The organism is Providencia sp. PROV_01, assembly GCF_053098325.1.
Window position 1 is genome coordinate 2,392,670 of the sequence record NZ_JBRFKD010000002.1, and the last position, 23,822, is coordinate 2,416,491.

Annotated in this window: 27 protein-coding genes and 3 pseudogenes; 18 read left to right on the forward strand and 12 right to left on the reverse strand. The window is 36.2% G+C overall.

Annotated elements, in window-relative coordinates:
- The 4 genes from ACU696_RS11690 to ACU696_RS11705 all read left to right on the forward strand — a co-directional run.
- Window positions 1–253: phage tail fiber protein (locus tag ACU696_RS11690; protein ID WP_447343109.1), on the forward strand; the 253-nt coding region annotated here is incomplete at its 5' end.
- A gap of 279 nt (window positions 254–532) precedes the next feature.
- Window positions 533–934: a hypothetical protein gene (locus ACU696_RS11695; protein ID WP_209101628.1), complete on the forward strand. Its 402-nt coding sequence runs from the start codon at window positions 533–535 to the stop codon at window positions 932–934.
- Between the two features lies 1 nt (window position 935).
- On the forward strand, window positions 936–1,397 hold the full coding sequence (locus tag ACU696_RS11700) for a helix-turn-helix transcriptional regulator (RefSeq protein WP_209101625.1): 462 nt from the start codon (window positions 936–938) through the stop codon (window positions 1,395–1,397).
- A 2-nt stretch (window positions 1,398–1,399) separates the two neighbouring features.
- Entirely contained in the window at window positions 1,400–1,819 is a 420-nt protein-coding gene (locus ACU696_RS11705; RefSeq protein ID WP_209101622.1) for a hypothetical protein, read from the forward strand.
- A 271-nt stretch (window positions 1,820–2,090) separates the two neighbouring features.
- Here ACU696_RS11705 and ACU696_RS11710 read toward each other — a convergent pair whose 3' ends face one another.
- Window positions 2,091–2,303, reverse strand: a complete 213-nt coding sequence (locus tag ACU696_RS11710) for a helix-turn-helix domain-containing protein (protein WP_209101619.1) — start codon at window positions 2,301–2,303, stop codon at window positions 2,091–2,093.
- Window positions 2,293–2,550: a hypothetical protein gene (locus ACU696_RS11715; RefSeq protein ID WP_209101616.1), complete on the reverse strand. Its 258-nt coding sequence runs from the start codon at window positions 2,548–2,550 to the stop codon at window positions 2,293–2,295. Before ACU696_RS11715 ends, ACU696_RS11710 begins: the two co-directional genes overlap by 11 nt.
- A 180-nt stretch (window positions 2,551–2,730) precedes the next feature.
- On the opposite strand from ACU696_RS11715, the gene umuD reads away from it, so the two are divergent.
- The 4 genes and pseudogenes from umuD to ACU696_RS11735 form a co-directional block, all read left to right on the forward strand.
- The gene (gene umuD / locus ACU696_RS11720; protein ID WP_447343110.1) at window positions 2,731–3,162 is read left to right on the forward strand and encodes a translesion error-prone DNA polymerase V autoproteolytic subunit; all 432 of its coding nucleotides are present in this window, start codon (window positions 2,731–2,733) and stop codon (window positions 3,160–3,162) included.
- An 11-nt stretch (window positions 3,163–3,173) separates the two neighbouring features.
- Window positions 3,174–3,653 carry a DUF4113 domain-containing protein gene (locus tag ACU696_RS11725; RefSeq protein WP_447343111.1) on the forward strand — a complete coding sequence of 160 codons (480 nt, stop codon included), beginning with the start codon at window positions 3,174–3,176 and terminating at the stop codon, window positions 3,651–3,653.
- A gap of 370 nt (window positions 3,654–4,023) precedes the next feature.
- Window positions 4,024–5,631 carry a hypothetical protein gene (locus ACU696_RS11730; RefSeq protein WP_209101610.1) on the forward strand — a complete coding sequence of 536 codons (1,608 nt, stop codon included), beginning with the start codon at window positions 4,024–4,026 and terminating at the stop codon, window positions 5,629–5,631.
- Window positions 5,632–6,035: 404 nt separating this feature from the next.
- A pseudogene (locus tag ACU696_RS11735) lies at window positions 6,036–6,202 on the forward strand (NADP-dependent isocitrate dehydrogenase); the annotation flags it as partial.
- A gap of 111 nt (window positions 6,203–6,313) precedes the next feature.
- Here ACU696_RS11735 and ACU696_RS11740 read toward each other — a convergent pair.
- Window positions 6,314–6,446, reverse strand: a pseudogene (locus tag ACU696_RS11740) (integrase); the annotation flags it as partial.
- Between the two features lie 527 nt (window positions 6,447–6,973).
- Between ACU696_RS11740 and ACU696_RS11745 the strand changes: the two are divergent.
- Window positions 6,974–7,438: an Hsp20 family protein gene (locus ACU696_RS11745; RefSeq protein ID WP_004911545.1), complete on the forward strand. Its 465-nt coding sequence runs from the start codon at window positions 6,974–6,976 to the stop codon at window positions 7,436–7,438.
- A 426-nt stretch (window positions 7,439–7,864) separates the two neighbouring features.
- Window positions 7,865–8,257: a YgiW/YdeI family stress tolerance OB fold protein gene (locus tag ACU696_RS11750; RefSeq protein WP_164528748.1), complete on the forward strand. Its 393-nt coding sequence runs from the start codon at window positions 7,865–7,867 to the stop codon at window positions 8,255–8,257.
- Window positions 8,258–8,342: 85 nt separating this feature from the next.
- Here ACU696_RS11750 and ACU696_RS11755 read toward each other — a convergent pair whose 3' ends face one another.
- Together ACU696_RS11755 and ACU696_RS11760 are read right to left on the reverse strand one after the other, a co-directional pair.
- Window positions 8,343–8,549, reverse strand: coding sequence for a hypothetical protein (locus ACU696_RS11755; RefSeq protein ID WP_004261484.1), 207 nt, complete (start codon window positions 8,547–8,549; stop codon window positions 8,343–8,345).
- Between the two features lie 647 nt (window positions 8,550–9,196).
- Window positions 9,197–9,688, reverse strand: a complete 492-nt coding sequence (locus ACU696_RS11760; RefSeq protein WP_447343112.1) for a glutathione peroxidase — start codon at window positions 9,686–9,688, stop codon at window positions 9,197–9,199.
- Window positions 9,689–10,116: 428 nt separating this feature from the next.
- On the opposite strand from ACU696_RS11760, the gene ACU696_RS11765 reads away from it, so the two are divergent.
- The 5 genes and pseudogenes from ACU696_RS11765 to hmuV all read left to right on the forward strand — a co-directional run.
- A complete protein-coding gene (locus ACU696_RS11765) occupies window positions 10,117–12,267 on the forward strand; it encodes a TonB-dependent receptor (protein WP_115167120.1) in 2,151 nt (716 codons plus the stop codon).
- Entirely contained in the window at window positions 12,255–13,109 is an 855-nt protein-coding gene (locus tag ACU696_RS11770) for a heme/hemin ABC transporter substrate-binding protein (protein ID WP_109913090.1), read from the forward strand. The genes ACU696_RS11765 and ACU696_RS11770 overlap by 13 nt, the downstream gene beginning before the upstream one ends.
- Window positions 13,110–13,113: 4 nt before the next feature.
- Window positions 13,114–14,448 carry a heme anaerobic degradation radical SAM methyltransferase ChuW/HutW gene (gene hutW / locus ACU696_RS11775; RefSeq protein ID WP_109913126.1) on the forward strand — a complete coding sequence of 445 codons (1,335 nt, stop codon included), beginning with the start codon at window positions 13,114–13,116 and terminating at the stop codon, window positions 14,446–14,448.
- Between the two features lie 11 nt (window positions 14,449–14,459).
- Complete coding sequence (gene hutX, locus ACU696_RS11780) at window positions 14,460–14,954, forward strand: heme utilization cystosolic carrier protein HutX (RefSeq protein WP_109913089.1); 495 nt, start codon at window positions 14,460–14,462, stop codon at window positions 14,952–14,954.
- Between the two features lie 39 nt (window positions 14,955–14,993).
- A pseudogene (hmuV, locus tag ACU696_RS11785) lies at window positions 14,994–15,224 on the forward strand (heme ABC transporter ATP-binding protein); the annotation flags it as partial.
- Between the two features lie 125 nt (window positions 15,225–15,349).
- On the opposite strand, the gene panS reads toward hmuV, so the two are convergent.
- From panS to ACU696_RS11800, 3 genes are all read right to left on the reverse strand, one after another.
- Entirely contained in the window at window positions 15,350–16,261 is a 912-nt protein-coding gene (panS, locus tag ACU696_RS11790; protein ID WP_110731983.1) for a ketopantoate/pantoate/pantothenate transporter PanS, read from the reverse strand.
- A 955-nt stretch (window positions 16,262–17,216) separates the two neighbouring features.
- Window positions 17,217–17,468: a helix-turn-helix domain-containing protein gene (locus ACU696_RS11795; protein WP_004911521.1), complete on the reverse strand. Its 252-nt coding sequence runs from the start codon at window positions 17,466–17,468 to the stop codon at window positions 17,217–17,219.
- 40 nt (window positions 17,469–17,508) lie between these two features.
- On the reverse strand, window positions 17,509–17,832 hold the full coding sequence (locus tag ACU696_RS11800) for a helix-turn-helix domain-containing protein (RefSeq protein WP_004911517.1): 324 nt from the start codon (window positions 17,830–17,832) through the stop codon (window positions 17,509–17,511).
- A gap of 1,094 nt (window positions 17,833–18,926) precedes the next feature.
- On the opposite strand from ACU696_RS11800, the gene ACU696_RS11805 reads away from it, so the two are divergent.
- Complete coding sequence (locus ACU696_RS11805; RefSeq protein ID WP_447343113.1) at window positions 18,927–19,322, forward strand: hypothetical protein; 396 nt, start codon at window positions 18,927–18,929, stop codon at window positions 19,320–19,322.
- Window positions 19,323–19,615: 293 nt separating this feature from the next.
- The gene (locus tag ACU696_RS11810) at window positions 19,616–19,972 is read left to right on the forward strand and encodes an MmcQ/YjbR family DNA-binding protein (protein WP_004911514.1); all 357 of its coding nucleotides are present in this window, start codon (window positions 19,616–19,618) and stop codon (window positions 19,970–19,972) included.
- Between the two features lie 53 nt (window positions 19,973–20,025).
- On the opposite strand, the gene tam is transcribed toward ACU696_RS11810, so the two are convergent.
- Complete coding sequence (gene tam / locus ACU696_RS11815; RefSeq protein ID WP_164528750.1) at window positions 20,026–20,784, reverse strand: trans-aconitate 2-methyltransferase; 759 nt, start codon at window positions 20,782–20,784, stop codon at window positions 20,026–20,028.
- 67 nt (window positions 20,785–20,851) lie between these two features.
- Window positions 20,852–21,739, reverse strand: coding sequence for a PhzF family phenazine biosynthesis protein (locus tag ACU696_RS11820; RefSeq protein ID WP_164528751.1), 888 nt, complete (start codon window positions 21,737–21,739; stop codon window positions 20,852–20,854).
- 334 nt (window positions 21,740–22,073) lie between these two features.
- Here ACU696_RS11820 and ACU696_RS11825 point away from each other — a divergent pair, with 334 nt between their 5' ends.
- On the forward strand, window positions 22,074–22,292 hold the full coding sequence (locus tag ACU696_RS11825; RefSeq protein ID WP_110731982.1) for a YdcH family protein: 219 nt from the start codon (window positions 22,074–22,076) through the stop codon (window positions 22,290–22,292).
- A gap of 55 nt (window positions 22,293–22,347) precedes the next feature.
- On the opposite strand, the gene ACU696_RS11830 is transcribed toward ACU696_RS11825, so the two are convergent.
- Window positions 22,348–22,557: a hypothetical protein gene (locus tag ACU696_RS11830; RefSeq protein ID WP_447343114.1), complete on the reverse strand. Its 210-nt coding sequence runs from the start codon at window positions 22,555–22,557 to the stop codon at window positions 22,348–22,350.
- A gap of 176 nt (window positions 22,558–22,733) precedes the next feature.
- Complete coding sequence (locus ACU696_RS11835; protein ID WP_109912411.1) at window positions 22,734–23,759, reverse strand: isoaspartyl peptidase/L-asparaginase family protein; 1,026 nt, start codon at window positions 23,757–23,759, stop codon at window positions 22,734–22,736.
- Window positions 23,760–23,822 lie beyond the last annotated feature (63 nt).

The window sequence follows — 23,822 nt, forward strand, 5'->3', positions numbered from 1 at the left end:
GGACATGCCTGAACGTTTCCAGAACAAGCGTATTAAGCACTTTGATGAAGAAGGCGTGCCTGTTTACTTCGAAAACTACGAACCTTGTGACGTACCTGAATCGCGCTGGATAGACATGCGTGTCGAAATGCCACCTAACTCACTCTACAATCAAAAGCAAGCTGAAGCAAAGAGACTCGCTAAGATAGAAGCAGAGCGATTAGCGCAAGAAGAAGCTAAACGTGCAGCAGAGGAAGCGGAAAGGATAGAATAGGAAGCTAGCAAAGTTCTGGTTTATATAATCAACGCTAATAGTAACTCAAGGATGAGTGATTTCTATTATGTGCAATTACCACAATCCCTGATCAAATTACCAGTTCACGTTCCTTAAGCAATATTGATATTATTCAAATAAATATTAAATTAGTGTTATCTTGACTGTTGTTATTCTGACGACATGTTTATCTTGTTGTGCGATAAAGCAGGTTTACTTAAAAGTTAACTTGCCCTGAAAAATGGTTATATGATAACTTATAAGTAAACGGAGATAGCAGTGAGCGACAATGTTTCATCTACATTTAAAGGAAGCTGTTTTCGTATCTGTCATTGTGATGGTGCAAAAGAAACGCTCGATGCAGCATTAAAAAAATTGAGAAAAAATAAAGCTGAAGCCTATAAAAGGCAGCTCATGGTTCATTTGGAGAGGCTATCAGAGGGTAAAAGGCTATCTTCTGAAACTATTAGAAAGGAAGGTGACCTTCCTTGTCTTGTAGGGAAAACACCTAAATGTTTTTGGGCTTTAAAAAAGATACCTATCAGAGCATACTTTTGGTATTCAGATAAATATCCAAGTACTTGTTTTGTAAGTCATTATGTTTACAAAGATTTTGATAAATTAAGTCAATCAGATATCAACATCATACATTGTAATTGGAATAAAATTGAACGAGGCTAAAATGGAATCTAAATCACTTTTTTATCCTGTGAAGCATGAGCTTTCAGAAGATGAAAAGAAAAAAATATCGTATGAACGCTTGGTTTTTAACGTTACAGAAGATATTTTGATTGCCATGGAAGATGCAGGAATAACGCAACATAAGCTTGCTACTATATTGGGCAAAAGTAAATCATTTGTGTCGCAAATATTGAATGGGAAGCGCAATATGACACTGAGGACACTGTCTAATATTTGCTTTGCCTTAGACTTAAAGCCTACAATTAATATATATGATGCAAATAATGCTGATGTATCTCATGAAAAAGTTCCTGACTTGAACTATAAGAGAATGTATGGTGATGATAAGTTTATTAATACAGCACCAGTTATTAGAGGAAAGAGGAGCATAAAAATTCTTATTTCTGATAATAGTTCTACAGATACCATTATGCTGTATACAGATTTACAGCAGGGGTGCTAGTTATGTTAGAAAAGATAAAGCTAATGTCCGTAAATATACTAACACAAGAGTGTGATTTTCAGCATCTTGACTCTGAAAAAAAAGGTACTTTTCAGGGGGGGGTGGCCAAATTTCAGGTCTCGGTTGGCGTTGTTGAAACTCCAAATAAGGGAGATATCAATGTCATTGAAATTACAGCCGCACCTCAGGTCATGGGCATAAATGATGAAGACAAAGAGCAGTATTCGTTTAAAATAAAAATAAAATATAACTTTTTATTTTCTGTAGACAATTCTATAGATATAGATTCCATTACCCCTGATTTTATAGATGAAAATAGATGGTATTTTTTAAATTTTGTAAATCATCAATTTAAGATGGATGCTTCGATGATTTTAGATAGAACTGATATTAAAGGATTAAATATACCATATTCTACTTGATAGGGCGTTTATATTTGTGCAAGCCTTTGTTTTTGGCTTGCGCAACACTGCTATAAAGATATTACACCCACAGCTTCTTGAATTTCAGACATCCAATCTCCATAATTAAATACCTATTTTAGTGTTTCCTCAATATATATTTTCTTTTCATTTTTCCCAAGACTATCAATAGACATATTATCTTGATTACTCCAGTTTACATCGATATTTAGATAGAGGTCTTAACGGAAGAATAAGCGAAAAGGGTAGAGCAGGAAGGCCAAAATGAGGCCTAATCAATGTATTTTTCTATCAAGGTTGATTCATTAACTGATAACATACTAGCAATGTTCTTCAAATCATCTACGTAGATAGATGACTCACCATTTTCACACTTTATATATTTAGCTTCGGAAATCGTGAGATTCTTTGCTATTTCTGAAGTTGATATATTTTTTGATAAGCGCAATTCCTTAATAAATTCACCAATAGTTTTATTCGACATGTTTTCTATCTTTAGCCTTTTTTGATGACAGATGAAGATACTCTTCAATAAAGTTCATCACTTTATGAATCCTTTTCTCGTCCACGAGTTCCCAGTTTTGACCAAGCATAAACTCGTCAATTGAAATACCTTTGTAATCTATCTCAGTTCTATAAAAAACGTAAATCTTTGACAGCTCCGTGTGAGATGGCTCTCTATTTTCGTTGATACAGTTTAGTGCAAGTAAAAGTAATTGATTGTTGTTCATGTAACCTCCGATTATGAGGTCGTATGATATGTGAGCCACAGGGTGGATTATATCAAGAACAGTCGGAAAAATATAAATCTTGCTTGCTAGTATGATGTAGAGGCATGTAAAAATAGGGCTTTACATACGCATAAAATGATCAAATAATACTGTGTATTTATACAGTATTATTGGTGTCGTATGAAACTAAGATTAATTGAAACAGATGATTTACTAGCAAGCTTCCCTCTCTTTCTTGACCGAGTGCCAGCAGGTTTTCCATCACCCGCTGCGGACTATGTTGAAGACCGCATAAATTTAAATAGCGCCCTCATTAAGCACCCTGAAAGCACATACATGCTCAGGGTCGAAGGCAATTCAATGATTGATGCAAATATCAATGATGGTGATGTTGTTATTGTTGACAGCGCGGTCACAGCAAAAGAGGGGGATATCGTTATAGCTAGCTTCGAGGGCGAATTTACGGTTAAGAAACTACACCTCAAAACGTTTGGGGTTACATTAGAAAGGACATTGAGAGAACTCAATGGTGAGCCATGTATTGAATTAGAAGAAGTCCGAAAAATAAAACAACAAATTCTTTGTTCAGTTCATTTGGCCAGAAAGTTTTAGATATAGAAACAATGCGTAAGGCTGTTTGTGATTATGCAGAACGAGCAGCAGAAAAATTAAGAGAAGAAAAGCAACGCTGCAAAATTATTGGGTTGTTTATTCAAACTAGCCGGCATGCATCAGGCGAAGATTACGCGAATAGCATTAATATAAAACTCGAATACCCCAGCAGCGACACCAGAGATATTATCAATGCAGCAATGCGAGGGTTAAATATTATTTGGTGTGACGGTTACCGGTATTATAAAGCAGGCATCATACTATCTGATTTTACCGATTCAGCTGTTACCCAGCTTGATATGTTTTCAACACAAAAGCCATTTCGTAATAGCGATGAGTTAATGAAAACATTAGACGCCATTAATAAGAGCGGGCAGGGTAAAGTGTGGTTTGCAAGTAAGGGCGGTGATAGTGGATACAAAATGAAAAGAGAAATGTTGTCGCCTGCTTACACGACAAATTTTGATGAATTACGAGTGGTTAAAAGCTAAGAAATGGGCTGGACGTTTTAACTGTATTGCTGAATAAGTAAAAAAGGGTAGGGAGAGGAGCTGTGAAGTACAAACAATATGGACTTTACTTTTTGACCTGACACAACTGGGGCACAGAGCTAAATTGAATATAATTGGCTGCTTTGTGCCAAAAGCTGAAGTTGAATTTTGCCTATGTATCAATCATCGTGGGATGATGAAATAATCAGCGGCTTGAGTGTATATTCTAATCTTAATAGCTTATTTTAATAGGAAAATTAATTGAACAAGGCTCCTAAGTCGCTTAAATTCAATGGGGTTTTTTATATGTGGCAATGCATCAAGATTTAAAATAGACCTATTAAAAAGATTGATAAAGGGGGCTTTAATTATGACTCAAAATCCTTTTGAAGATTTTATAGAATTTATAACTAATCAGCATGGAGAAGAAATATGGATCACAGTCTATAAGACTGAAAAAATCAACAATTCAGATCACGACGGAGGAATGTATTGCGCTCTAGTTAGCAAAGAAAAAACAAAGAAAGCGATGGAGACACATGTATGGGATCTAATGATTGGCAGTGGTGGTCCTGGGTTTTGTACGTCATATGAAAATGGAAAAAGTCTTACCACTTACTATAAGAATCCAGATGAAGGATTCTTGAGACCTGTTCTTATTCGTGACTTTCATGGCAGAAAAGATAACTACATAGAAATCCTCGAGGAATTTCGCCTTTTTCATAATCTTTATCATGATTCTAAAAGTGGATCATACTTTAGTTTCGATGATTCCGGTGATGAAGTAGAAGTAATCAAAGTACAAAATGATGAGGTGAAAATCCGAAAAAGATATTTGCGCTCCTTTATGGCTGCATGTCAAATGAATCTTCTGCTTTATTTTGAATTAACGAGGCATTACAAGAAAAAATTGAATTACTCAAGTGATGAAAATCACAAAGAACTTATTTATACCATATATTCTGGAGAATCATATTCCAAAGGTTATATATCCTTCTCTAGAATATTAGGCAAAAAACTCATTACTTGTGAGAAAATAGATAAGAGTGGTATTTGGCCCTTTGAAGCAAAGAAAAATTTCCAAGATTTTATTATAGATGGTGACAGCGATGAACCAAAAACTTATTCATGTAACCCAGAATTACTTGCTAATTATTTCGGTGCTAATTCTGAAGCTCCCCACTATTTGACTCCGATATTTTTCCGTAAAGAGGTAATGCAAAAGTATTATAACTCTTCTGACTATAGAATTACAGATGGATATCTTTATAGAAATGGTGCTTGGGGTCTTCGATTCGATAATAACTCTCCCAATCATGTATCTGTTTTTCTTGGTGACCTTGGTAGAGATTTGCCTGAAAAAGAGCAAATCTACTGGAAAAGCTTTAACTTAATCCCTGAAGAAAGAAAAATTAGCCGAACAAATTTTGAACGCAGCTTTTTAGGTAATTTCTTCGATGCAGAGAATCCAGAGCATAAATTTAAACAGGAATTTAAATGCCTACAGGATTACTGGAGTAACAATTATGGGTGGAGCTTATTCCTTCCTCTAACTCAAAAGGATGAGCATTTCTTCAACTCTTTAAGATCTATGCTTACAAAAGAGCAATCAGAATTTGATGCTCAAATATTGGCACTAACAAAAGTTACGATAGACTCAATAAATGTAAAATCTCTTAGAGAATATCTTGAGGTTACTGATTCAAACATCAAGTCAATAGGACTAATAGAAGCTCTTCTTACTGAGCTACAATCAGATAACCTTAAAGAACAAATAAGCCTATTACGAGGCATTCAATCTGTAAGATCAACTGGTGTAGCACACAGAAAAGGTACTGATTACGAAAAAGTTATTTCAAGGTTGAATATTGATCACAATGATTTTCAAGCCGAATTTGACCAGTTATTACTAAATATGGCTTTTTTATTTAAAGAAATAATGCGATTAAATGTTGAAAAAAATGATAAATCATCCTAACAAAGATTGTTGAAAGGGGATAACAAGATGGTTCTGGTCATCCGTTCCTCGCTCAGATCAGGCCGTCAGGTTTAGTTGTCTTATATAGAACATAGAGAGTTCGAGCAATTAGAAAAGACGATTGCTGTGATGGGGTTAACCTCAGTTTTATTCCGCTTAAAATTTAGACACACAAAACATTAATTGGTTGGATTATATTCTCTATGAACGCTAGGTGGAAGGATAGGATTTAAGTGTGTGAAAATCGATTGGTTTGTGTTCAATGTTTAAGAAATAGTAGTTATCAAAACTAGATTAATATTTTATATAATCAATGGCTTATAAAACACGATTTTGACTGTGTTTTAGTGAAAATATTATCAATAATATTAAACCTATCAGTAAGTTATGATTAATGTAGATATATACTGCTGCGCCATATGGGCTGGACTGAAGCGGCTGACCTAATCGTTAAAGGTATGGAAGGCGCAATCGAAGCTAAGACTGTAACCTATGACTTGAACGTCAGTTAGAAGGCGCTAAATTACTGAAATGTAGCGAGTTCGGTGACGCAATCATTAAACACATGTAATTTATTACATGGTGTGATTAGGAACGGGAGCCTAAAAATTCCCGTTTATTTTTTGTTCAATTAAAATTTTCCCCAAAACCCCTCCCCAAAACGGCTCAAAAAATAGGCTATTTAGATTGCGGTAATTTGCCATTCTTTACCTCGGTCATCATTATATTTATCAGTCATCGCTTGACTCTTATGGCCTGATAAACTTTTAGTATCGATGCCTTGTTTTATATAACCTTTCAGATAAAGCGTGTTGAAGCTCTCCCTATTCAGCCGATAGCTGAGCGCTTGCGTTTTAATTTGTTAATTTTTGGCATAAGAAACACGTGGCAGAAATAATAAAAAAAGTCATAAAGATTCGGAAGTGGCTCGCTGAGTTTGGAGGATTACAAGGTGATAAAGCCAAGTGGAAGCGAAAGCAACTAGGGCTCCCCGACATTCTCTCCCATAAATTTGATGGTATCATTAACGAGCTTCTAATCGCTTATGGCATTATCTGTTGTAACTGTCGATATGCAGCTCATCTGTTACCTTTATATCTCTCGAAGATATCGATCAGTACCTTAGGATTACGGTGTAGGCCTGTCAGCTATGGTGTGTCCTTTATTCTATGACGATGACTATTAATTTGTAAAGAAATGTAATTGCAAGCTTGAAATTCTAGTTAGAGACACTATATAAGAAATGCACCAAGATAAAACATTATTCTACACTAAGTACATAATTAATGGTGCATGAGTAGTGTGTGTTTAGTTTGATATATAAAATATTGAAGGAGAAATTATGTCTAACATTAGATCTTTTTCATTATTCCCAACATTATCGGATAGCTTACTTTCTAACAGATTTGACCAAATGGATCGTCTGTTTAGTCAACTTACAGGTAATAGGCCTTTAACTTCAGAACATCCGTATAATTTAAAACAAATAAATGAAACGAGTTATCAATTAACCATTAGTGTTCCAGGTTATAAGGAAGATGATTTAAGCGTATCCTTAAAAGGTGGGAAATTGTATGTTCAAGGTGAGCAATCAGCTGAATTAGTTAATGACTCAGAGAAAGAGAAATGGATCCATCAAGGAATCACTCAAAATAAATTTTCGCTTGAATTTAATCTCGGTAAGAATGTAAAGATTGAAAGCGCTGAGTTATCTAGTGGTTTACTTACTTTGGACATTGAATACGAAATCCCAGATGAAGAAAAACCTCGAGTTATAGCTATTGAAAATAAAGATATAAAATCATAGAGTTATAATTTATGACCCGTCAGCAATGGCGGGTTTTCTTTTTTAAGAGTCAGCTCATATCACAAGTGGAATATTTAATATTACCATCTAATTATTTTCGTTAATTTCTGGTTTTGTGCTGAACCTGACCATTTTCTATAAAGATGATGTAAGTGTTATTGAGAGAACCAAGCGCACAGTAGTGCTTGGATATTTGAGCAGCCCTAATTTAAACGGTTCGTCTGCGCTATATCAGTTATCCATAAAAGATCGCCTAGGCGGTCTTTTTTATAGTTAAAATAAACATAAGATTTATCGTCACGATTGGTCAGAGTTACATGTGCAGTTATGTGCAATAACCCCTCTAAAGTGTTAATTATTTGCCTTAAGATTCTGTTAAGATTTAATCGATAAACTATAAAAAATTAACAGACAAAAGGAATTATTATGAATAAGGCAATTATTGCGCTCGTATTATCAGCAGCTTCATTTGGCGTGTTAGCTAACAACCATGCTGGCGGATTAGTTTCGAATGATGGTTCTGTTGGTCCAAAAGGTGGGTTTGTTGCAACGGCTCAAGCAGTGACAACTGTCGTTCAAGCGAAAGAGCTTCCTGATGATGCATGGGTTTCACTTGAAGGTCATATTGTTAAACAGATTGGTAAAGAGCTTTACGAATTTAAAGATAGTACTGGCTCAATCGCTGTAGATATTGATGATAGACGCTGGCGTGGACAGGTTGTGACGCCTGAAACAAAAGTTCGTTTAGATGGTGAAATTGATAAAGAGTGGGCTTCATTAGAAGTTGATGTGAAGCGAGTAACTATTATCAATAAATAATCGTAAATCTTTAATGAGCCCCATGATCGGGGCTTTTCTGCAATGAAAACTCCGCTTGCTAGCTTCTGTCTAATTCGTATGTTAGTTAGATAGCTTTATCTATCGCTCTTTCAATCGCTTTACATTCGGGACTATTTCCACTGGACTGTTCTATTTTCCCAGGTAAGTTACCTTCGGGAGTATCCATTTTTATCTCGCAAGTATCTGACTTAGTTTGGGGTTTAGTGTTTGATGAACAAGCTGTTACTAAAGCGATAACAAAACATACTAATATAGCTTTGTTTTTATGCATACTGTCTATCCTGTTTTAAAGGGGGTATTCTGAGGCTACAAAGGTTAAGTGCAAAGCGCAAAGAAATCCATGAGGTTGTGCTGTGTGGTTTTTGTTTTCTATAACAATAAGGTAACTTCAAGTGGTATGCCTGTCAAAAACTCCTTACTTTGGATTATTGGTTAATCCTTACTTTATCTACAGTGCTTATAACTTCGGTGTTTTCCCTCATTAGAATACTTCGAGATTGTTTTTATTTAATTCTACAAATGCTATGCATTGAGTAGTATTTGTAGAATTTGGTATACCAGATTAACTACCTATGACTGCTTTCATTGCTTCGTTTTGTTTCGTAATTGCATTCAGGTAAGCGGGACTCGATTTTAAATTATCATGATGGTTAATAATATTTTGAGGTATTTTGAATTCTAAATTCAAAGCCTATTGAGTTGTTTGGAAAAGGAAAATATCGGCGATAGAAAATTTATTATTCGCGATGTATATCACAATTTATCCCACTTATAATCAAGAAGATAAAAGGATTGGAAGCGAATATTGAGTTTGGCGTCAAAGAAAACTCTTGGGAAGACTACAGGTAGAAAAGGATTCCGTTTCTCGCTATTTCAAGATAACAGATATAATCAATCTCCTGTGATGTAGATATTTAATTATGATTGTTCTTTCGAAAGTGCTGCAAAGATTGCCGTTTCTATTTTTTCAGGGGTAGTATTGGGTGCAAAGCGCTTGAGCGGGGCGCCGTCACGACCAATCAAAAACTTAGTAAAATTCCACTTAATTCTCTTACCTAGCAAACCGGGCAGTTCGTTCTTAAGATAGCGAAACACTGGATGTGTAGCGGCTCCATTGACTTCTATTTTCTCGAACATCGGGAAACTCACACCATAGTTAATATAGCAGGTCCGTGCGATTTCATCAGCGTTGCCAGGTTCCTGTTTCCCAAACTGATTGCAGGGGAAACCAAGCACCACCAAACCTTGGGCGGCGTATTTCTTGTAGAGAGATTCAAGTCCACCGTATTGTGGTGTAAAACCGCAATGACTGGCTGTATTAACGACTAGAACCACCTTACCTGCGTAGTCTGCCATAGAGACAAGCTGGCCACTAAGACTTCTAGCCGTTAATTGGTAAAAGGTACTCATATTCTAGTCCTCAAATGTGTGCGATGTAGCATTGAAGATATTGATGGTACAGTTTAGTGCTTTAATTTTATTATTTACATAAATAATTATTCGCAATTGCCATCCCGAATTTTGTCATAAAGCTTAAGAAATTACAGCTTGTGATAATCATAACCTCTATGAACTTAATAAGCTCCAGCGAGAATTTGACGACCTTTCTTTCAGGAACAGGGGCAACCTTGAGCAATATTTCCCCTTCCAGTTTTATGGGTGAATAAGTTCGGCGCACTGCAGCAGCGGATTGCTGGAGGGTGGACTTATAATTTTCGTTATGCTTTTTTGATTTAAATCAAAGTTGCATGCTATTTGCAATTTATTAATTGACCATTAATTAGTCCCTAAACTATAAATGGTAATGATACTGATTATTATTATCATAAAGGTTAACTATGCGTACGGATATTAATGGAACATTTTTACTCAGCTCATTAGCGCTTTTTGTTAGTCAAGGAGCCTTCTCTGCATCAACGCCTCCACCGCGTGCCCATATTGATGCCAGTGAAACGATGGTTGTCACATCAACTCGAAGTGAAAGTAGTTTATGGAATAGCCCAGTAACAATGCAAGTCATTGATAAGCAACAGCTTGATAGTTCGACAAACATAGCGCTAGCAGATGATTTACGCGATATTCCAGGTGTTGAAATTACCGATAATGCCTTAGCGGGACGTAAACAAATTCGCATTCGTGGGGAAGCATCTTCTCGAGTATTGATCTTAATTGATGGGCAAGAAGTCACTTATCAACGGGCAGGGCAAGATTATGGTGCTGGGCTGCTTATTGATGAATCCGCATTGGAACGCATTGAAGTGGTGAAAGGCCCCTATTCAGTACTTTACGGCTCTCAAGCTATTGGTGGTATCGTTAATTTCATAACCAAAAAAGGTGGCAATAAGCCATTGGGAGGCACTGTTAAGGCGGTATATAACTCCGCAACGACAGGGTGGGAAGAGTCAGCAGCGGCATGGGGGAGCATAGGTAAGTTTGATTATCGGCTCAACGGAAGTTACTCCGATCAAGGTGACAGAGATACTCCCGAGGGGCGCCTAAAAAATACGAACCATCGCAATAATAGCCAAGGTATGTGGTTAGGTTACACCGAAGGTAAACATAAATTTGGTCTTTCCCTTGATAGATATAAATTGTCGACACAAACATGGCATGAAGACCCAAGCTATGAACACTTCAGTGTCAAAATTCCTGATTTAACTCGTGAAAAAATTGGTCTTTTTTATGATTATCAAGCGGATGGTGAATATATTAAAAATATTCATTTAGATGCTTATGAACAAACTATTGAGCGTGATTTTGAAAATAAGCTGGCGGTTGTGACACCAACAGGGAGCCCAATGATTGGCGATTTACGAGTAGCTAATCAGACTCAATCGAATGACAAACAATATACTCAAGGGATCACACTACAAACAGATATTACACTACCCGCGAATAATCAACTGGTTGTGGGAGCTCAGCTTCAGCGCGACCGTGTAAAGCAGTCTTCAAAAAGTTCAACAGAGTCCCAAAGCTCAACGCAGTTCCCTCCTGCCGTCAATTATACAAAAACCAGTGATTCACATAATCGAACAGAGCAAACAAACTGGTCGATATTCGCTCAAAATCAATATGCTTTTGCAGATGATTGGAAGTGGACATTAGGGGCGCGGCAATATTGGTTAAGTTCGGAGTTGTTAAGTGGTTTTGAAAATACAAATCACTCAACAACGGGGAACACTTATCATAACCTTAAAAGCTCAAAAACGCATGATAATCAATTTATTACATCAACAAGCTTACGGTATTCAGGGTTTGAGAATACAGAGCTGCGTATCGCATTCGCTCAAGGTTATGTATTTCCAACATTGAGCCAATTATTTATGCAAACCTCAGCGGGGGGAAGTATCAATTATGGAAATGAGGGACTAAAAGCAGAGCGTTCTAACAACTATGAAATCGGTGCGCGTTATAACGGTAATCAATGGTATATCGATAGCGCTTTATATTATTCTGAAGCGAAGGATTATATCGCTTTAGTCACATGTTCAGGGCAGTCAATATGCAGTGGAAACAGTAATTCTTCACGAACAGGATATCACTATTATGACAATATCAATCGTGCGAAAACATACGGGCTAGAAATGACCGTCGAATACCAAGGATGGGATATCACTCCTTATGCCACAGGGAATTATTTACGTCGTCAATTTGATGGTGTGAATATAAAAACTTGGGATACCGGAGAGCCTAATGTTAGTGGGCGCTTTGGAGCTAAACATCAATTGATTCTAGACCAAGTGAACTTAACCTCAGATTTATATCTTCGAGCTGCTGCAAAAGCACAGGATAAAACGGGTGAAAAGCCAACGAGCACAGCAGGCTGGGCCACTCTTAACCTTGCGTTTAATACAGAATTTGGCTCAGACGATCAGTACCAAATTAACTTATCGTTAAATAACTTAACCAATAAAAAATACCAAACTGCCCACGAATCAATCCCTGCTTCTGGTTTTAGCGCTGCAACAGGCTTTGTATGGAAATTCTAAAAATGAAAAAAATAATAGCTGCACTATTTGTACTCAGTTTTTCAATAGTGAGTGCTGCGAGTGAAAGAATTGTTGTGGCAGGAGGCTCTCTCACAGAGTTAGTTTACGCTTTAGGCGCTGGAAACCAAGTGATTGGTGTTGATGAAACAACAAGTTGGCCAGTGGAAACAGCAAAATTACCTCATATTGGTTATTGGAAACAGTTAAGTGCCGAAGGAATTTTATCTTTGCATCCAACGTTGTTTGTCACTTGGCAAGATGCAAGCCCTCAATTGGTTTTTGATCAGCTAAAACTGCAAAAAGTCAGTGTATTAACGTTACCTCGAATACCAGCTACGGTTGAACAAATGTATCTCAATATTCATACCTTATCGGAGGTGTTACATAAACCGGAACAGGGGAATGCGTTGGTTAATCAGTTACGTAGCCGATTGGATAATATTGCTCAAATAAATGAAAAGAAAGGCAAAAAAATCAATGTGCTATTTATTCTTTCCGCGGGTAGTAGTGCGCCACAAATTGCAGGGAAAGGTAGCGTTGCCGATATCATTTTGACACTGGCTGGTGCGAACAATCTTGCGCAACACACACAATACAGAAGTTATAGCGCAGAAGGTTTGATTGCGGCAAACCCTGAAGTGATCATTGTAACCAGCCAGATGGTAGAAAAGGGCCTTAACCAGCTAGAACAAGTTCCCGGACTTACCCGAACTTCTGCTTGGAAAAATAAACGCATTGTGAGTATCGATCAGGCACTCATTTTAGGTATGGGGCCTCGAATTGCGGATGCCGTTGAGATTTTACACCACAATATTTGGCCAGATGAAACGGATAGTGAGTGATAATATGAAATATGATATTGATTTATCGCCTTATTTTGCATTAGAAGGCCATCAACCATTTAAAGATAGGCATGCAACAATGCCTTGGCGCGGGGCGGTACCAATTAGTGCTGATAAACGACAAGACACATGGCAGAAATTAATCAATTCGACGTTCGAACCACGTAAGCGATTGGTATACCTACATATTCCTTTTTGTGCAACACATTGTACTTTCTGTGGTTTCTACCAAAATCGCTATGATGCCTCTGAAAGCCATATTTATACAGAGTATTTGATCCGGGAGATTGAAACGGAAGCCGACAACGTATTACACCAGTCTGCCCCGATCCATGCTGTTTATTTTGGCGGTGGAACACCCTCTGCACTTTCTGCTAATGATTTAGCGCGTATTATTAATGTGTTACGCCTTCGTTTACCATTAGCTCCTGATTGTGAAATAACCATTGAAGGGAGAGTTCTTAATTTTGATGATGCACGTATTGATGCATGCTTAGATGCAGGAGCAAATCGTTTTTCAATTGGTATTCAGTCATTTAATAGTAAAATTCGTAAAAAAATGGCCCGGACATCAAATGGTGAGGAAGCTCGGAAATTTATGGAAAAATTGTGCCATCGAGATAGAGCGGCGGTGGTTTGTGATTTGTTATTTGGTTTACCTGAGCAGACAACCGAGTTTTGGGGTGAAGACCTGAGAATTGCAAGTGAGATTGGCCTAGATGGTGTCGACCTTTATGCACTTAATTTGATCCCAAGTACGCCACTTGGTAAAGCGGTTGAAAATAATCGAGTCACAGTTCCTGATCCTGCCAAGCGTCGTGACTTGTATTTACAAGGCTGCGAATTTATGGATAAACAAGGCTGGCACTGCATCAGTAATAGCCACTGGGCGCGGACAACACGGGAACGCAATTTATATAATTTGTTGATTAAACAAGGGGCTGATTGCTTGGCGTTTGGCTCTGGTGCCGGGGGCTCTCTCAATGGATATTCATGGATGGGGGAGAGGAATCTGACCTCGTATTATGAAGCAATTAATGCGAAAAGAAAACCGCTCATGATGATGATGCAGACGACCGATCCGCAGTATCAATGGCGCCATCGCTTACAGGCTGGTATTGAAACAGCGCGAGTTGTACTTGAACAATTTACCCCTCATGCGCAAATGCTGTCTCCACTCTTACAGCAGTGGTATCAGTCAGGATTAACACAAGATACTTCGACTGATTTAAGACTAACGAATGAAGGCCGTTTTTGGGCAAGTAATATTCTTCAATCACTTCAAGAGATTATCGTGAATCTTAATTCTATCCAATTCACGCAAGAAAAAATATCGTAAAGGAACATTTAATGAGTAATGTAGCGTTAGCTGATTTTTTGAAAACAGAGCCCGATGGAACATTAGAAACTATTGCAAAACAATATGATACCACCTTATTGGATGTAGTAAGACATTTGCCCGATATGGCTTTGACGATAGGAAAACATTTTGACTTGATTTGGGATGCTGTCCACACATGGGGTAATGTCACCACGCTAGTTCATACGCAGGATGTTATTCTAGAATTTTCAGGTGAGTTGCCTTCAGGTTTTCATCGCCATGGTTATTTTAATTTACGTGGTAAAAAAGGCATGACAGGGCATATCAAAGCTGAAAATTGTACATATATTGCACTAATTGAACGAAAATTTATGGGAATGGATACCGCCTCGATTTTATTTTTTAATCAATCAGGAGATGCCATGTTTAAAATTTTCTTAGGGCGTGATGAACACCGTCAATTATTACAGGAACAACTTGAAGCTTTTCGTTTATTAGTTAAGCAACTTAAAGAGAATAATTAATGGCAAGATGGTTAGTTTTTGGCACTGTTGGGCAGGGTGTTGGCAATATTATTGGCTCAGCTTTGGGGAGATGAACCTGTATCTAAATGGTTATTTTTGAATAAACCGACATCAGTACTCGATATTCACCACCAACAACATCTTTTTCGTTTGTTACGGCATCTAGTCAATACACGAAAAATAAATGTGTGTTGTGTATTACGCGATTTAAACCTTACGGCTCGCTTTGCTGAGCACATTATTTTAATGCATCAAGGGCAAATTATTGCGGAGTAACTTTCATTATATTAAATCTTTAGTCCTCTATATGACAAGGAATGGTCTTTTTACTGGAACTACCCAAATTATTGGGTAGCTCAATTTTTTAATGGGGATATTAAGTATTCAAACAGTATCTATTTAGTTGGTTTTCCTTGCCAATATCCGGCGAGTAAAGAGCCCGATAAGTTATGCCAAACAGAAAACAATGCGCCTGGAAGAGCAGCCATAGCACCAAAGTATTGCGCTCCTAAAGTTGCTGCTAACCCTGAGTTTTGCATGCCAACTTCAATTGCCAAAGTTCGGCAAGTTGACTCATCAAAACCAAATAAACGCCCGCCCCAATAGCCACCAATTAAACCGATTCCATTATGTAATACAACAGCAATAGCGACCATAAATCCAACAGAAGCAATATGGCTTTGGCTACCTGCAACGACAGCACTGATTATTGCTAATATACAAATCATTGATAAAGAAGGTAAAAATGGTTCAATTTTTTTCACTATTTCACTGAAAAGATGATGAATGACTAACCCTGCAATGATAGGGATAATTACGATTTGTAAGATAGACAGCAACATACCCATGACATTTACACTAATTGATGTATCTGCATATAACAGAGTCAATAAAGGTGTTGCAAATACGCCAACCAAGGTAGATACCGATGAAATCGTAACAGATAATGCCACATCCCCGCGCGCTAAATAGATCATCACGTTTGAAGCCGTTCCACTCGCCACGCTACCCACTAATATCATTCCAACGGCAAGATCAGCTGGCATATCAAAAGCTTTAGCCAAAAGCCAAGCTGCTAGGGGCATAATCAAGTAATGAATAAAGGTACAAATAATCACTGGGGCGGGTCTTGTCACGACGCGTTTAAAATCGCTAATTCTAAGTGTTACTCCCATAGTAAACATAATTAGCATCAGTAAGTAGCTAATAAACGGGGAGATCCCTGTAAATGAGTTTGGTGTATAATAAGCAAATATGGATAAGAGTAGAGCCCATAATGGGAATAATCGAGTGACTTTAGACAACATTAAGACATTCCTTTTTATCTATTTTAAGTGGTTAGGTTTTCCAATAAGAACGAGTCGATATCATGGAGAGGATTGATTTGAGTTTAATGTATCAACTCTCTATTCGAGATATAGCCTTCTGATAAAGAGCGTCGCTCATAGAATAAAGTTGGCGTTTTTTCTCCACAATCAGAACCGGACTTATTTAGCGCATTTTTAAAGTTTGTTGTTATTATATTTGTAGTTATTTGTTCACCACGATTTGCTTGAAAATTCGTGTGGATATAATGAATCAGATACGGACTAACAACCTAGTAAACTTATCAGGATAGAAGCAAACACGCTATGAGGAAATTGAATGCATATATTCTCAGCATCTACTTTTGTAATCTTCAGCCTACGCTATTTAAACACCATTGCGACAGCGCCAACGATGCCTAAAAGGATATCAGCACCAGCAAAGGCATAGATATTTTTAACTTCTTCACTGCGAGTATCGGCAAAACGTTCAAGTGTTTTCTTGCTTGAAGGGGCTTCAACCTCTTCAAATTGCTGTATATAGCTAGCAGCTTTTGTATTTCTTGTTCGCTTGATTTAGGTTTTTTCCGACTTGATAAAAAAGCAGTAATTGTTCATGTTACGCCCTACAGGGTATTTGGTTAACTTACTAATCTTGCGTAAAGAAAAATGTTCAAACTTAGTGATTATAATCATAATTAGCACTGAATAATAATCATTGTCAATTCAATAAATTGTTAATAAACCCTAAGGGTAGTGCATTACATAGTCTTGGTATTATGAGATGAAAAACGAGAGCTTAAAACTCCCGTTTGTGCATTTAGAAAAATTCTTCGGTCATAACATAGGTTTTTGCCCAACTCGATGGCTTAGTTTCAAGTTTAAGCATGTAGACAAATCAGGGGGAAAAGGTTAAAAGGCTAGCAGCAGCCAAGCCTTTTAACATAGGTGGTAATATCTAGTTTTTCATATATACATTTAAGAATACATTTATATTTATATTAAAAATTTTAGATATGGTTATTAAATGATCTGCATAAATTGAGGTGCCTCCATGCTCATACTCTATATAATGACTTTCTGTAATATCCAAATTAATTGCCATTTCATGAGTTGATATTTTATTTTTCACTCTTATAATTTTTATATATTCACCAAGGTTCTTATTCCTTTGTGTGATTTCTTTCTTTATTATTTCTTTTTCTAGCATATTGGTGTTGGTGCAGTATTTTTGTTGATAATGAATGTTATTATAAATAAAGATATTGTTTTCTGTTGGGTAATGAATTTGAATATAAATTTAAACCCAAATCAATAATTTCACCTTCGCTCTCCAATTCTTTTAATAAAGAAACGAAGAAGGATTCTACGCTAATGTTTAATTGTATTAAAAACATTAAAATTAGACTGAATGATATAGTATTAACACCATTTTCGTAGCGTGAAACCTGTTGTTGACTGACATGAAGTAATTTGCTTATATCTTCTCCTGTCAGATCATTTTCGATACGTTTCTGCCTTAAATAATTTCCAATTAAGATGTTTACTTTGCTATTTAAAATAGCACGATCCATATTAACCCCTATAGTGAGTAAGAATTTTCTGAGATAAAAATTAATCAAATAATAATATTAAGTACAATCGTTTAAAACGCTTAATGATATATTTTTCATAGGCGTAATCGATTGAAAGAGAAAAGTCAATCGTTTGATTTTAATTTTCAGCTTGTAACAACATATTGATAAATAGCAATTAAATCAGTTTTTGCTATTTTTCCAATATTGCGAGATAAATGAATTGACAATTGCATTTACTCGTATAAAGAGTATTTGCGATTTCATTTTTATATGATACATTGAATATTAATTTTAATGATTAAATTATGCTTATTGTTTAGTATTTTATTTATTCTATTTTTTTATTCTATATTTCTATTTAATTTATACATATATAAATATCCTTATTTACAATGCTGTATCATATTGGTAATAAAATATTATCAATTGAAATGTTTTGTTACAAATTAATTGATTGGATAATAATAAATCAGTCCAGGGAATTTTATTATGTACTGATTTTACTATGAGTAATAACGGATCTATATTAAATCTAGTCGTGATTATTTAGAATATCGGCAGTGGTTTTATATACTTGAGTAAATTAATTGTGAAGGGTGAAATTTTCATGTCTCGTTTCAATATGGAACCATGCGTTTATTATTTATTTACTGCTGAAAAATAAAACAGTATAGCTATTCGTATTTCCAAAGGTAAAGGTTGTCTTTAGTGTTTATTGTTATATTCTTTAAATAATTGCTTCCTATGTTAATTGAATTGGTGCATTTTTAACTAAATGTAAAAATTAGCACCCTCAAATATTAATTTTCTTATAAAATAATGGGTGAATATACATATTCAAGATTGATTAAATACACATAATTGATGTTTTATCAGTTGTAATTTTTGTATCAGATTTTATCTGCCATGATAGATACAACATCGAATGATAATAGCGAGTTTTAACAGAAAAGGGTTCATGTAAGTGCAAAACAGATATGGTTTTCTTCAAAGGACTTAAGCAAATCACACGCTAAATGGGGGTTATGATTGCCCTAAACGTATATTAGGAATACATTACAAGCAATTAATTTCAGGAGTGGTAGCTTGTTGTGTACACCAAAATTTTGCGAGTTCTATGTGTTTTGTTGTTGATATTATTAGCCTTTATCATAGGTGTTTCAATAAACTTTAGTAAAAAACCAACCCTTATTGATGGCGCTAAACAGACAGTAGTGGATTTTATGCACCAACCGAAAGCTGCTAACATGAGAAATGTTAAATTCTATTCACATGGTTCAATGATGGGTCATAAGGTTATTGGGGATGTATGTGGTGAAGTGTTTACATTTAAAGATGATTTACCATATAAGTATAAGCGGTTTATTGTTGAAGTTGCTGCTAATCATGAAGGCCAGTGCGTGTTTTCCATTCCTTTATTTGATTTCGAGGGGGAAATGATCTCTGAGCCGGATTTTCAGAAGATTTGGGATAATCGATGTCAGTAATTAAGCACATTATTCACTATAATGGTCTTGTGGTTGCTTGGGATCATTAAAGTGATTTCTATTTAGTAACTGTTCTTTGTTAATTTATCGTTCGAAAAATAAATCTCGGTTCAATAGTTCCTCTAGAAGATTCACTGGTGATATTCATGTTGCCATAAGAATTTTAGTAAAAGAAAACTCCTTTGAGTATAACTGTATGAAATAAAGATATTGTTACAGAGCGAGCGAGAAGGCGTATAATTCCGTAGGTAAGTAATTTTATTTAATCATCATTGATGAGATGGAATGATAAAATGAACAGAAGTGAATTGATTGATTATATTCAGCATAATTATGGTGTGGAGCCTGAAACTCCATGGATGAAGTACCCTGAATATATTGTTTTTAGACGAAAAAACAACGCAAAGTGGTTTGCAGTTATTATGCGTATTTCATCTAAGAAATTAGAAATAAATAAAAATGAGGAGGTAATTAATATTATCAACCTTAAAGCTCCCCCTGAACTTATTGGTTCATTGCGGTTAAAAGATGATATTTATCCAGCGTATCATATGAATAAAGAGCATTGGATTACGATAAAGTTGCCAGGGCGCCTTACTGATGATGAACTCAAGGAGTTAATCGAAGATAGTTATAGGCTAACAGCTTAGCATTTCATTATATTGCTAGACTATCCCATCCATGGGAAAAATTTCCATACTAACTAGTTAAGCTTTCTTGCGATGATAAACAATCGAGGAAATGGCATTAAAACATAGCCATTATCTTGTGCTGGGTAAGCTTCTGTTAATAATTCATGGTAACGAGCGAGAAATTGTTCGGTTTGTTTTTTATCTAGGTTTTCAACGTAGGGTCTTAATCCTGTCGCGCTTAACCAATCAATGATTGAATCAATCGATGGCATGACGTGATAATAAGTCGTTTGCCATATATCAACAGAACAATGGGCTGCTGAAAGCAAATCATAATATTCAGCTATTGATAAAAGCGCTGTTCTATTGACGGCGGAAATCGCTTGCTCACTGGCCACTTTGCGCATTAAAGCATGTGTGGGTTCATTCCAATTATTTGGCATCTGGATGGCTAAAATACCGTTGCTTTTTAATTGATCAACAAGATGAGGGAATAATAGGTTGTGATCAGGTAACCATTGTAACGAAGCATTGGCAAATATAAGGTCCTGTTTGATTTCAGGAACCCAGGTTTCAATGTTTGCATCTATAAACTGGCAGTCAGGAAGGTTCTTTTTTGCTTCAACTAGCATGGCAGGAGAGTTATCGACCCCAATTATTCTTGCTAATGGGTACATTTCACGAAGTATTTGAGTTGAATTACCTGGACCACAACCTAAATCGGTTAAATTACATACGTTATCGGCATGAATATGGCGGATTAAGTCATATGATGGGCGAGTTCTTTCCTGTTTAAATTGCAGATACAAATCAGGGTTCCAATCTTGCATGTGCTAGCCTCATTGTTTTATTGAATAATTAAATCATAATCTATGGCCTAACATATTGTACTTCTAGTTAAATATGTATTATTCGAGCTCCCATCATGGCGGCTTGGCCGCCAACTTTCACTTGAGTAATCTTTTTCGCTTGTGAGTGAATGTTTACTTGAATCGATGAGGTGCATCCCATGGCACGACCTTGCTCAAATAGAAATTGAGTTTCATTTGGTAAGACATAATTGACCAAATAGCAGCCAAGCGCTCCGCTAGCGCTGCCTGTTGCCGATTCCTCATTTATTCCATAGAGCGGTGCGAAATTTCGGCAATGTGCTGTGATTGATGTGTCTTGATTTAACTCAAATACATGGAAGCCGATCGTATTGAATTCACGGCTTAGTTTCGCTATTGCTTCATAATTAGGCTGTAGTAAATTTAAATAACCTGTTTTTACGGGAATAATAATGTCGGGTAACCCAGTTGAAATTATCATGATAGGTAAGCTTGTTTCAGTGATAATGTCACTCGTTATGCCAAGGGCTGCTGCAACTTCATTGATATTAGGTCCATCTCGCAGGATGGGTAGCGCTTGCTCCATAACGATATTGTTCGGGCTAACAGACACACTTAGAATACCGGCCTTGGTTTTTTGGGTGTAACACCCAGAGCAAATCAGCTTAAGTGACGCTAAAGTGAAAAACACCGCTAATGTGGCATGACCACAAAAATCGACTTCACCTTCAGCGGTGTAGAAATCTACTTCAAAATCAGTTTGTTCACCATTATAGACAAATGCTGTTTCTGAAAAACCGACTTGTTGCGCAATAGCTATTTTTTGTGAAGTACTGAGTGCTGGCGGGTTGAGAACAACACCAGCAGGGTTGCCACCAGTATTATTTTGTGTGAAAGAATTCACAAGGTATACCTGAATATCTTGCTCAATTTCGCCGGTATTTTTAATTTGCATTTATTTTCCCGAGTTCTAAATAGATATCTTAAATTTTTGAGTGCACCTTACTCATTGGTTTAAATTTCATGAGAGGTAGAAATGCTATATTAACATTAACGCATTGTGTAATAGAGTCATTATGATGCTGTCTTTTATTGATAACTTAATGAACCCATAAATAAAGTATTAATAACTTGCTTAAGCTAACATAGTGATGATGCTTAACTCGAAATGACATGGAATTTAGTTGAAGTCGGTTGTAAATTTGATATAAGGTGGATGATATTATTTTTGATTTAGGTGAAAATGATTAGATTATGTGCTGATAATACTAACGCAGGAGAAATAACTTATGTTTCCAGAGTACCGCGATTTAATTTCTCAACTTCGTCAATCAAGCCCTCATTTTCGTGCTCTTTTTGAAAAACATAATCAGTTAGACCATGAAATTGCAAGATTGGAACATTCAGACCGAAGAGGGTATGGCGATGAGGTGGTTGAGTTAAAAAAACAGAAACTACGATTAAAAGAAGAAATATATAAAGTGCTTAAAAATCCTGATGAAGAATAAAAATTTTATTTATATGGCAATAAATTTTATTATTGCCTAGAAGTAATCGTAAAATTTAACCATTAGAACAATGTTCAAAGTTATGTTTAAGTTGTTTAATAGCATATTTTTCTATATCTCTTAAACTCATGTTCATGGTATCCAAACCTTTTATATCCATTTTAAGTGTATGAACAGAACTATCATCACCGAGTAAAGTTATATGTAACCCTGTAACCTTTGTGTTTTCTTCTAATATATTTACTTGAGTTAGATTAAATTGCATAAAAATACCTTTTATAAAAGTTATAATTATTAATTAACCTACTCTAATTGCATGTTTATTTCTTTTACAAATAGTTAAAGATTGTAACTGTCATTCATCTTAATATTGTCATAATAGAAATAAAAATCCCTCAATACTTATTAATTAAGTCTGAGGGATTGTTGTTTATTTAAAGTTTATTCTTTATAAATAGATACATGAGGGATACCGTCATCACCTATAGTTCCACGGTACATACCTTCTGAATTAAATTCCATTGCGTAATTGCCAGATTTATCCAATACAATTACACCGCCACTGCCTCCGATAGCTTTAACGTCATCGAGTGCATTACGAGATGCATCAGAAAGGGTGGCTTTATTATATTTTACCTGTGCTGCAATATTATGAGCCGTTGCTGTACGAATAAACATTTCTCCAGAGCCTGTTGCGGAAACAGCTACGGTATTATTATCTGCATAATTTCCTGCACCAATAATAGGCGAGTCACCAACGCGACCATACCGTTTGTTTGTCATACCCCCTGTTGATGTACCAGCTGCAAGGTTACCTTGTTTGTCTAAAGCAACAGCTCCAACAGTGCCATATTTATAATCGTATAACATAGGGTCTACAAATAGTGCAGCTGTTTTCCCATCATGATCTAATACGACTTTTTCTTTTTCTTTCGCTTTTTGCAATTGTTCCCAGCGAAAATCAGTACGGAAATAAGATGGATCAACAATTTCAATGCCTTGCTCTGCAGCAAATTGCTCAGCACCTTTAGAAACCATCATCACGTGAGGGCTTTTTGTCATAACAGCATAGGCGGCATTGATTGGGTTTTTGATATTGGTAACACCAGCAACGGCGCCTGCTTTCAGGTTACTACCATCCATAATTGAGGCATCCATTTCATTTTTTCCATCGTGAGTGAATACCGCACCTTTGCCTGCATTAAACAAAGGCGAATCTTCCATTACATTAATGGAAGCTTGTACTGCATCAAGGCTAGAACCTCCTTTATTCAATACGTTATAACCTGCTTTTAGCGCTTCATTTAATTTATCTTGGTATGCTTTTTCTTGTTCAGGCGTGATTGTATTTTTTGTAATAGTACCAGCACCACCGTGGATAACTAGCCGGATCGGCGTTTCAGTAGCGGCAATTGCTTGCAAAGAAAAAGAAGCAGTAAGTATGCATCCTAACAAAAGTAACTTCATGATTAACCTCTTTAGGTGGTTAGCTAAGATATTTTCATAATGCTTAAAAAGTATGGGATTGGA

Coding starts and splice junctions, on each gene's coding strand:
- ACU696_RS11770 (WP_109913090.1), top strand. CDS start 12,255: ATGGAAATTCTAAAAATGAAAAAAATAATAGCTGCACTATTTGTACTC.
- ACU696_RS11835 (WP_109912411.1), bottom strand. CDS start 23,759: ATGAAGTTACTTTTGTTAGGATGCATACTTACTGCTTCTTTTTCTTTG.
- tam (WP_164528750.1), bottom strand. CDS start 20,784: ATGCAAGATTGGAACCCTGATTTGTATCTGCAATTTAAACAGGAAAGA.
- ACU696_RS11710 (WP_209101619.1), bottom strand. CDS start 2,303: ATGTCGAATAAAACTATTGGTGAATTTATTAAGGAATTGCGCTTATCA.
- ACU696_RS11750 (WP_164528748.1), top strand. CDS start 7,865: ATGAATAAGGCAATTATTGCGCTCGTATTATCAGCAGCTTCATTTGGC.
- ACU696_RS11700 (WP_209101625.1), top strand. CDS start 936: ATGGAATCTAAATCACTTTTTTATCCTGTGAAGCATGAGCTTTCAGAA.
- ACU696_RS11745 (WP_004911545.1), top strand. CDS start 6,974: ATGTCTAACATTAGATCTTTTTCATTATTCCCAACATTATCGGATAGC.
- ACU696_RS11705 (WP_209101622.1), top strand. CDS start 1,400: ATGTTAGAAAAGATAAAGCTAATGTCCGTAAATATACTAACACAAGAG.
- ACU696_RS11800 (WP_004911517.1), bottom strand. CDS start 17,832: ATGGATCGTGCTATTTTAAATAGCAAAGTAAACATCTTAATTGGAAAT.
- hutW (WP_109913126.1), top strand. CDS start 13,114: ATGAAATATGATATTGATTTATCGCCTTATTTTGCATTAGAAGGCCAT.
- hutX (WP_109913089.1), top strand. CDS start 14,460: ATGAGTAATGTAGCGTTAGCTGATTTTTTGAAAACAGAGCCCGATGGA.
- ACU696_RS11730 (WP_209101610.1), top strand. CDS start 4,024: ATGACTCAAAATCCTTTTGAAGATTTTATAGAATTTATAACTAATCAG.
- ACU696_RS11760 (WP_447343112.1), bottom strand. CDS start 9,688: ATGAGTACCTTTTACCAATTAACGGCTAGAAGTCTTAGTGGCCAGCTT.
- ACU696_RS11825 (WP_110731982.1), top strand. CDS start 22,074: ATGTTTCCAGAGTACCGCGATTTAATTTCTCAACTTCGTCAATCAAGC.
- ACU696_RS11820 (WP_164528751.1), bottom strand. CDS start 21,739: ATGCAAATTAAAAATACCGGCGAAATTGAGCAAGATATTCAGGTATAC.
- ACU696_RS11810 (WP_004911514.1), top strand. CDS start 19,616: ATGAACAGAAGTGAATTGATTGATTATATTCAGCATAATTATGGTGTG.
- panS (WP_110731983.1), bottom strand. CDS start 16,261: ATGTTGTCTAAAGTCACTCGATTATTCCCATTATGGGCTCTACTCTTA.
- ACU696_RS11830 (WP_447343114.1), bottom strand. CDS start 22,557: ATGCAATTTAATCTAACTCAAGTAAATATATTAGAAGAAAACACAAAG.
- ACU696_RS11765 (WP_115167120.1), top strand. CDS start 10,117: ATGCGTACGGATATTAATGGAACATTTTTACTCAGCTCATTAGCGCTT.
- ACU696_RS11725 (WP_447343111.1), top strand. CDS start 3,174: ATGCGTAAGGCTGTTTGTGATTATGCAGAACGAGCAGCAGAAAAATTA.
- ACU696_RS11755 (WP_004261484.1), bottom strand. CDS start 8,549: ATGCATAAAAACAAAGCTATATTAGTATGTTTTGTTATCGCTTTAGTA.
- umuD (WP_447343110.1), top strand. CDS start 2,731: ATGAAACTAAGATTAATTGAAACAGATGATTTACTAGCAAGCTTCCCT.
- ACU696_RS11715 (WP_209101616.1), bottom strand. CDS start 2,550: ATGAACAACAATCAATTACTTTTACTTGCACTAAACTGTATCAACGAA.
- ACU696_RS11795 (WP_004911521.1), bottom strand. CDS start 17,468: ATGCTAGAAAAAGAAATAATAAAGAAAGAAATCACACAAAGGAATAAG.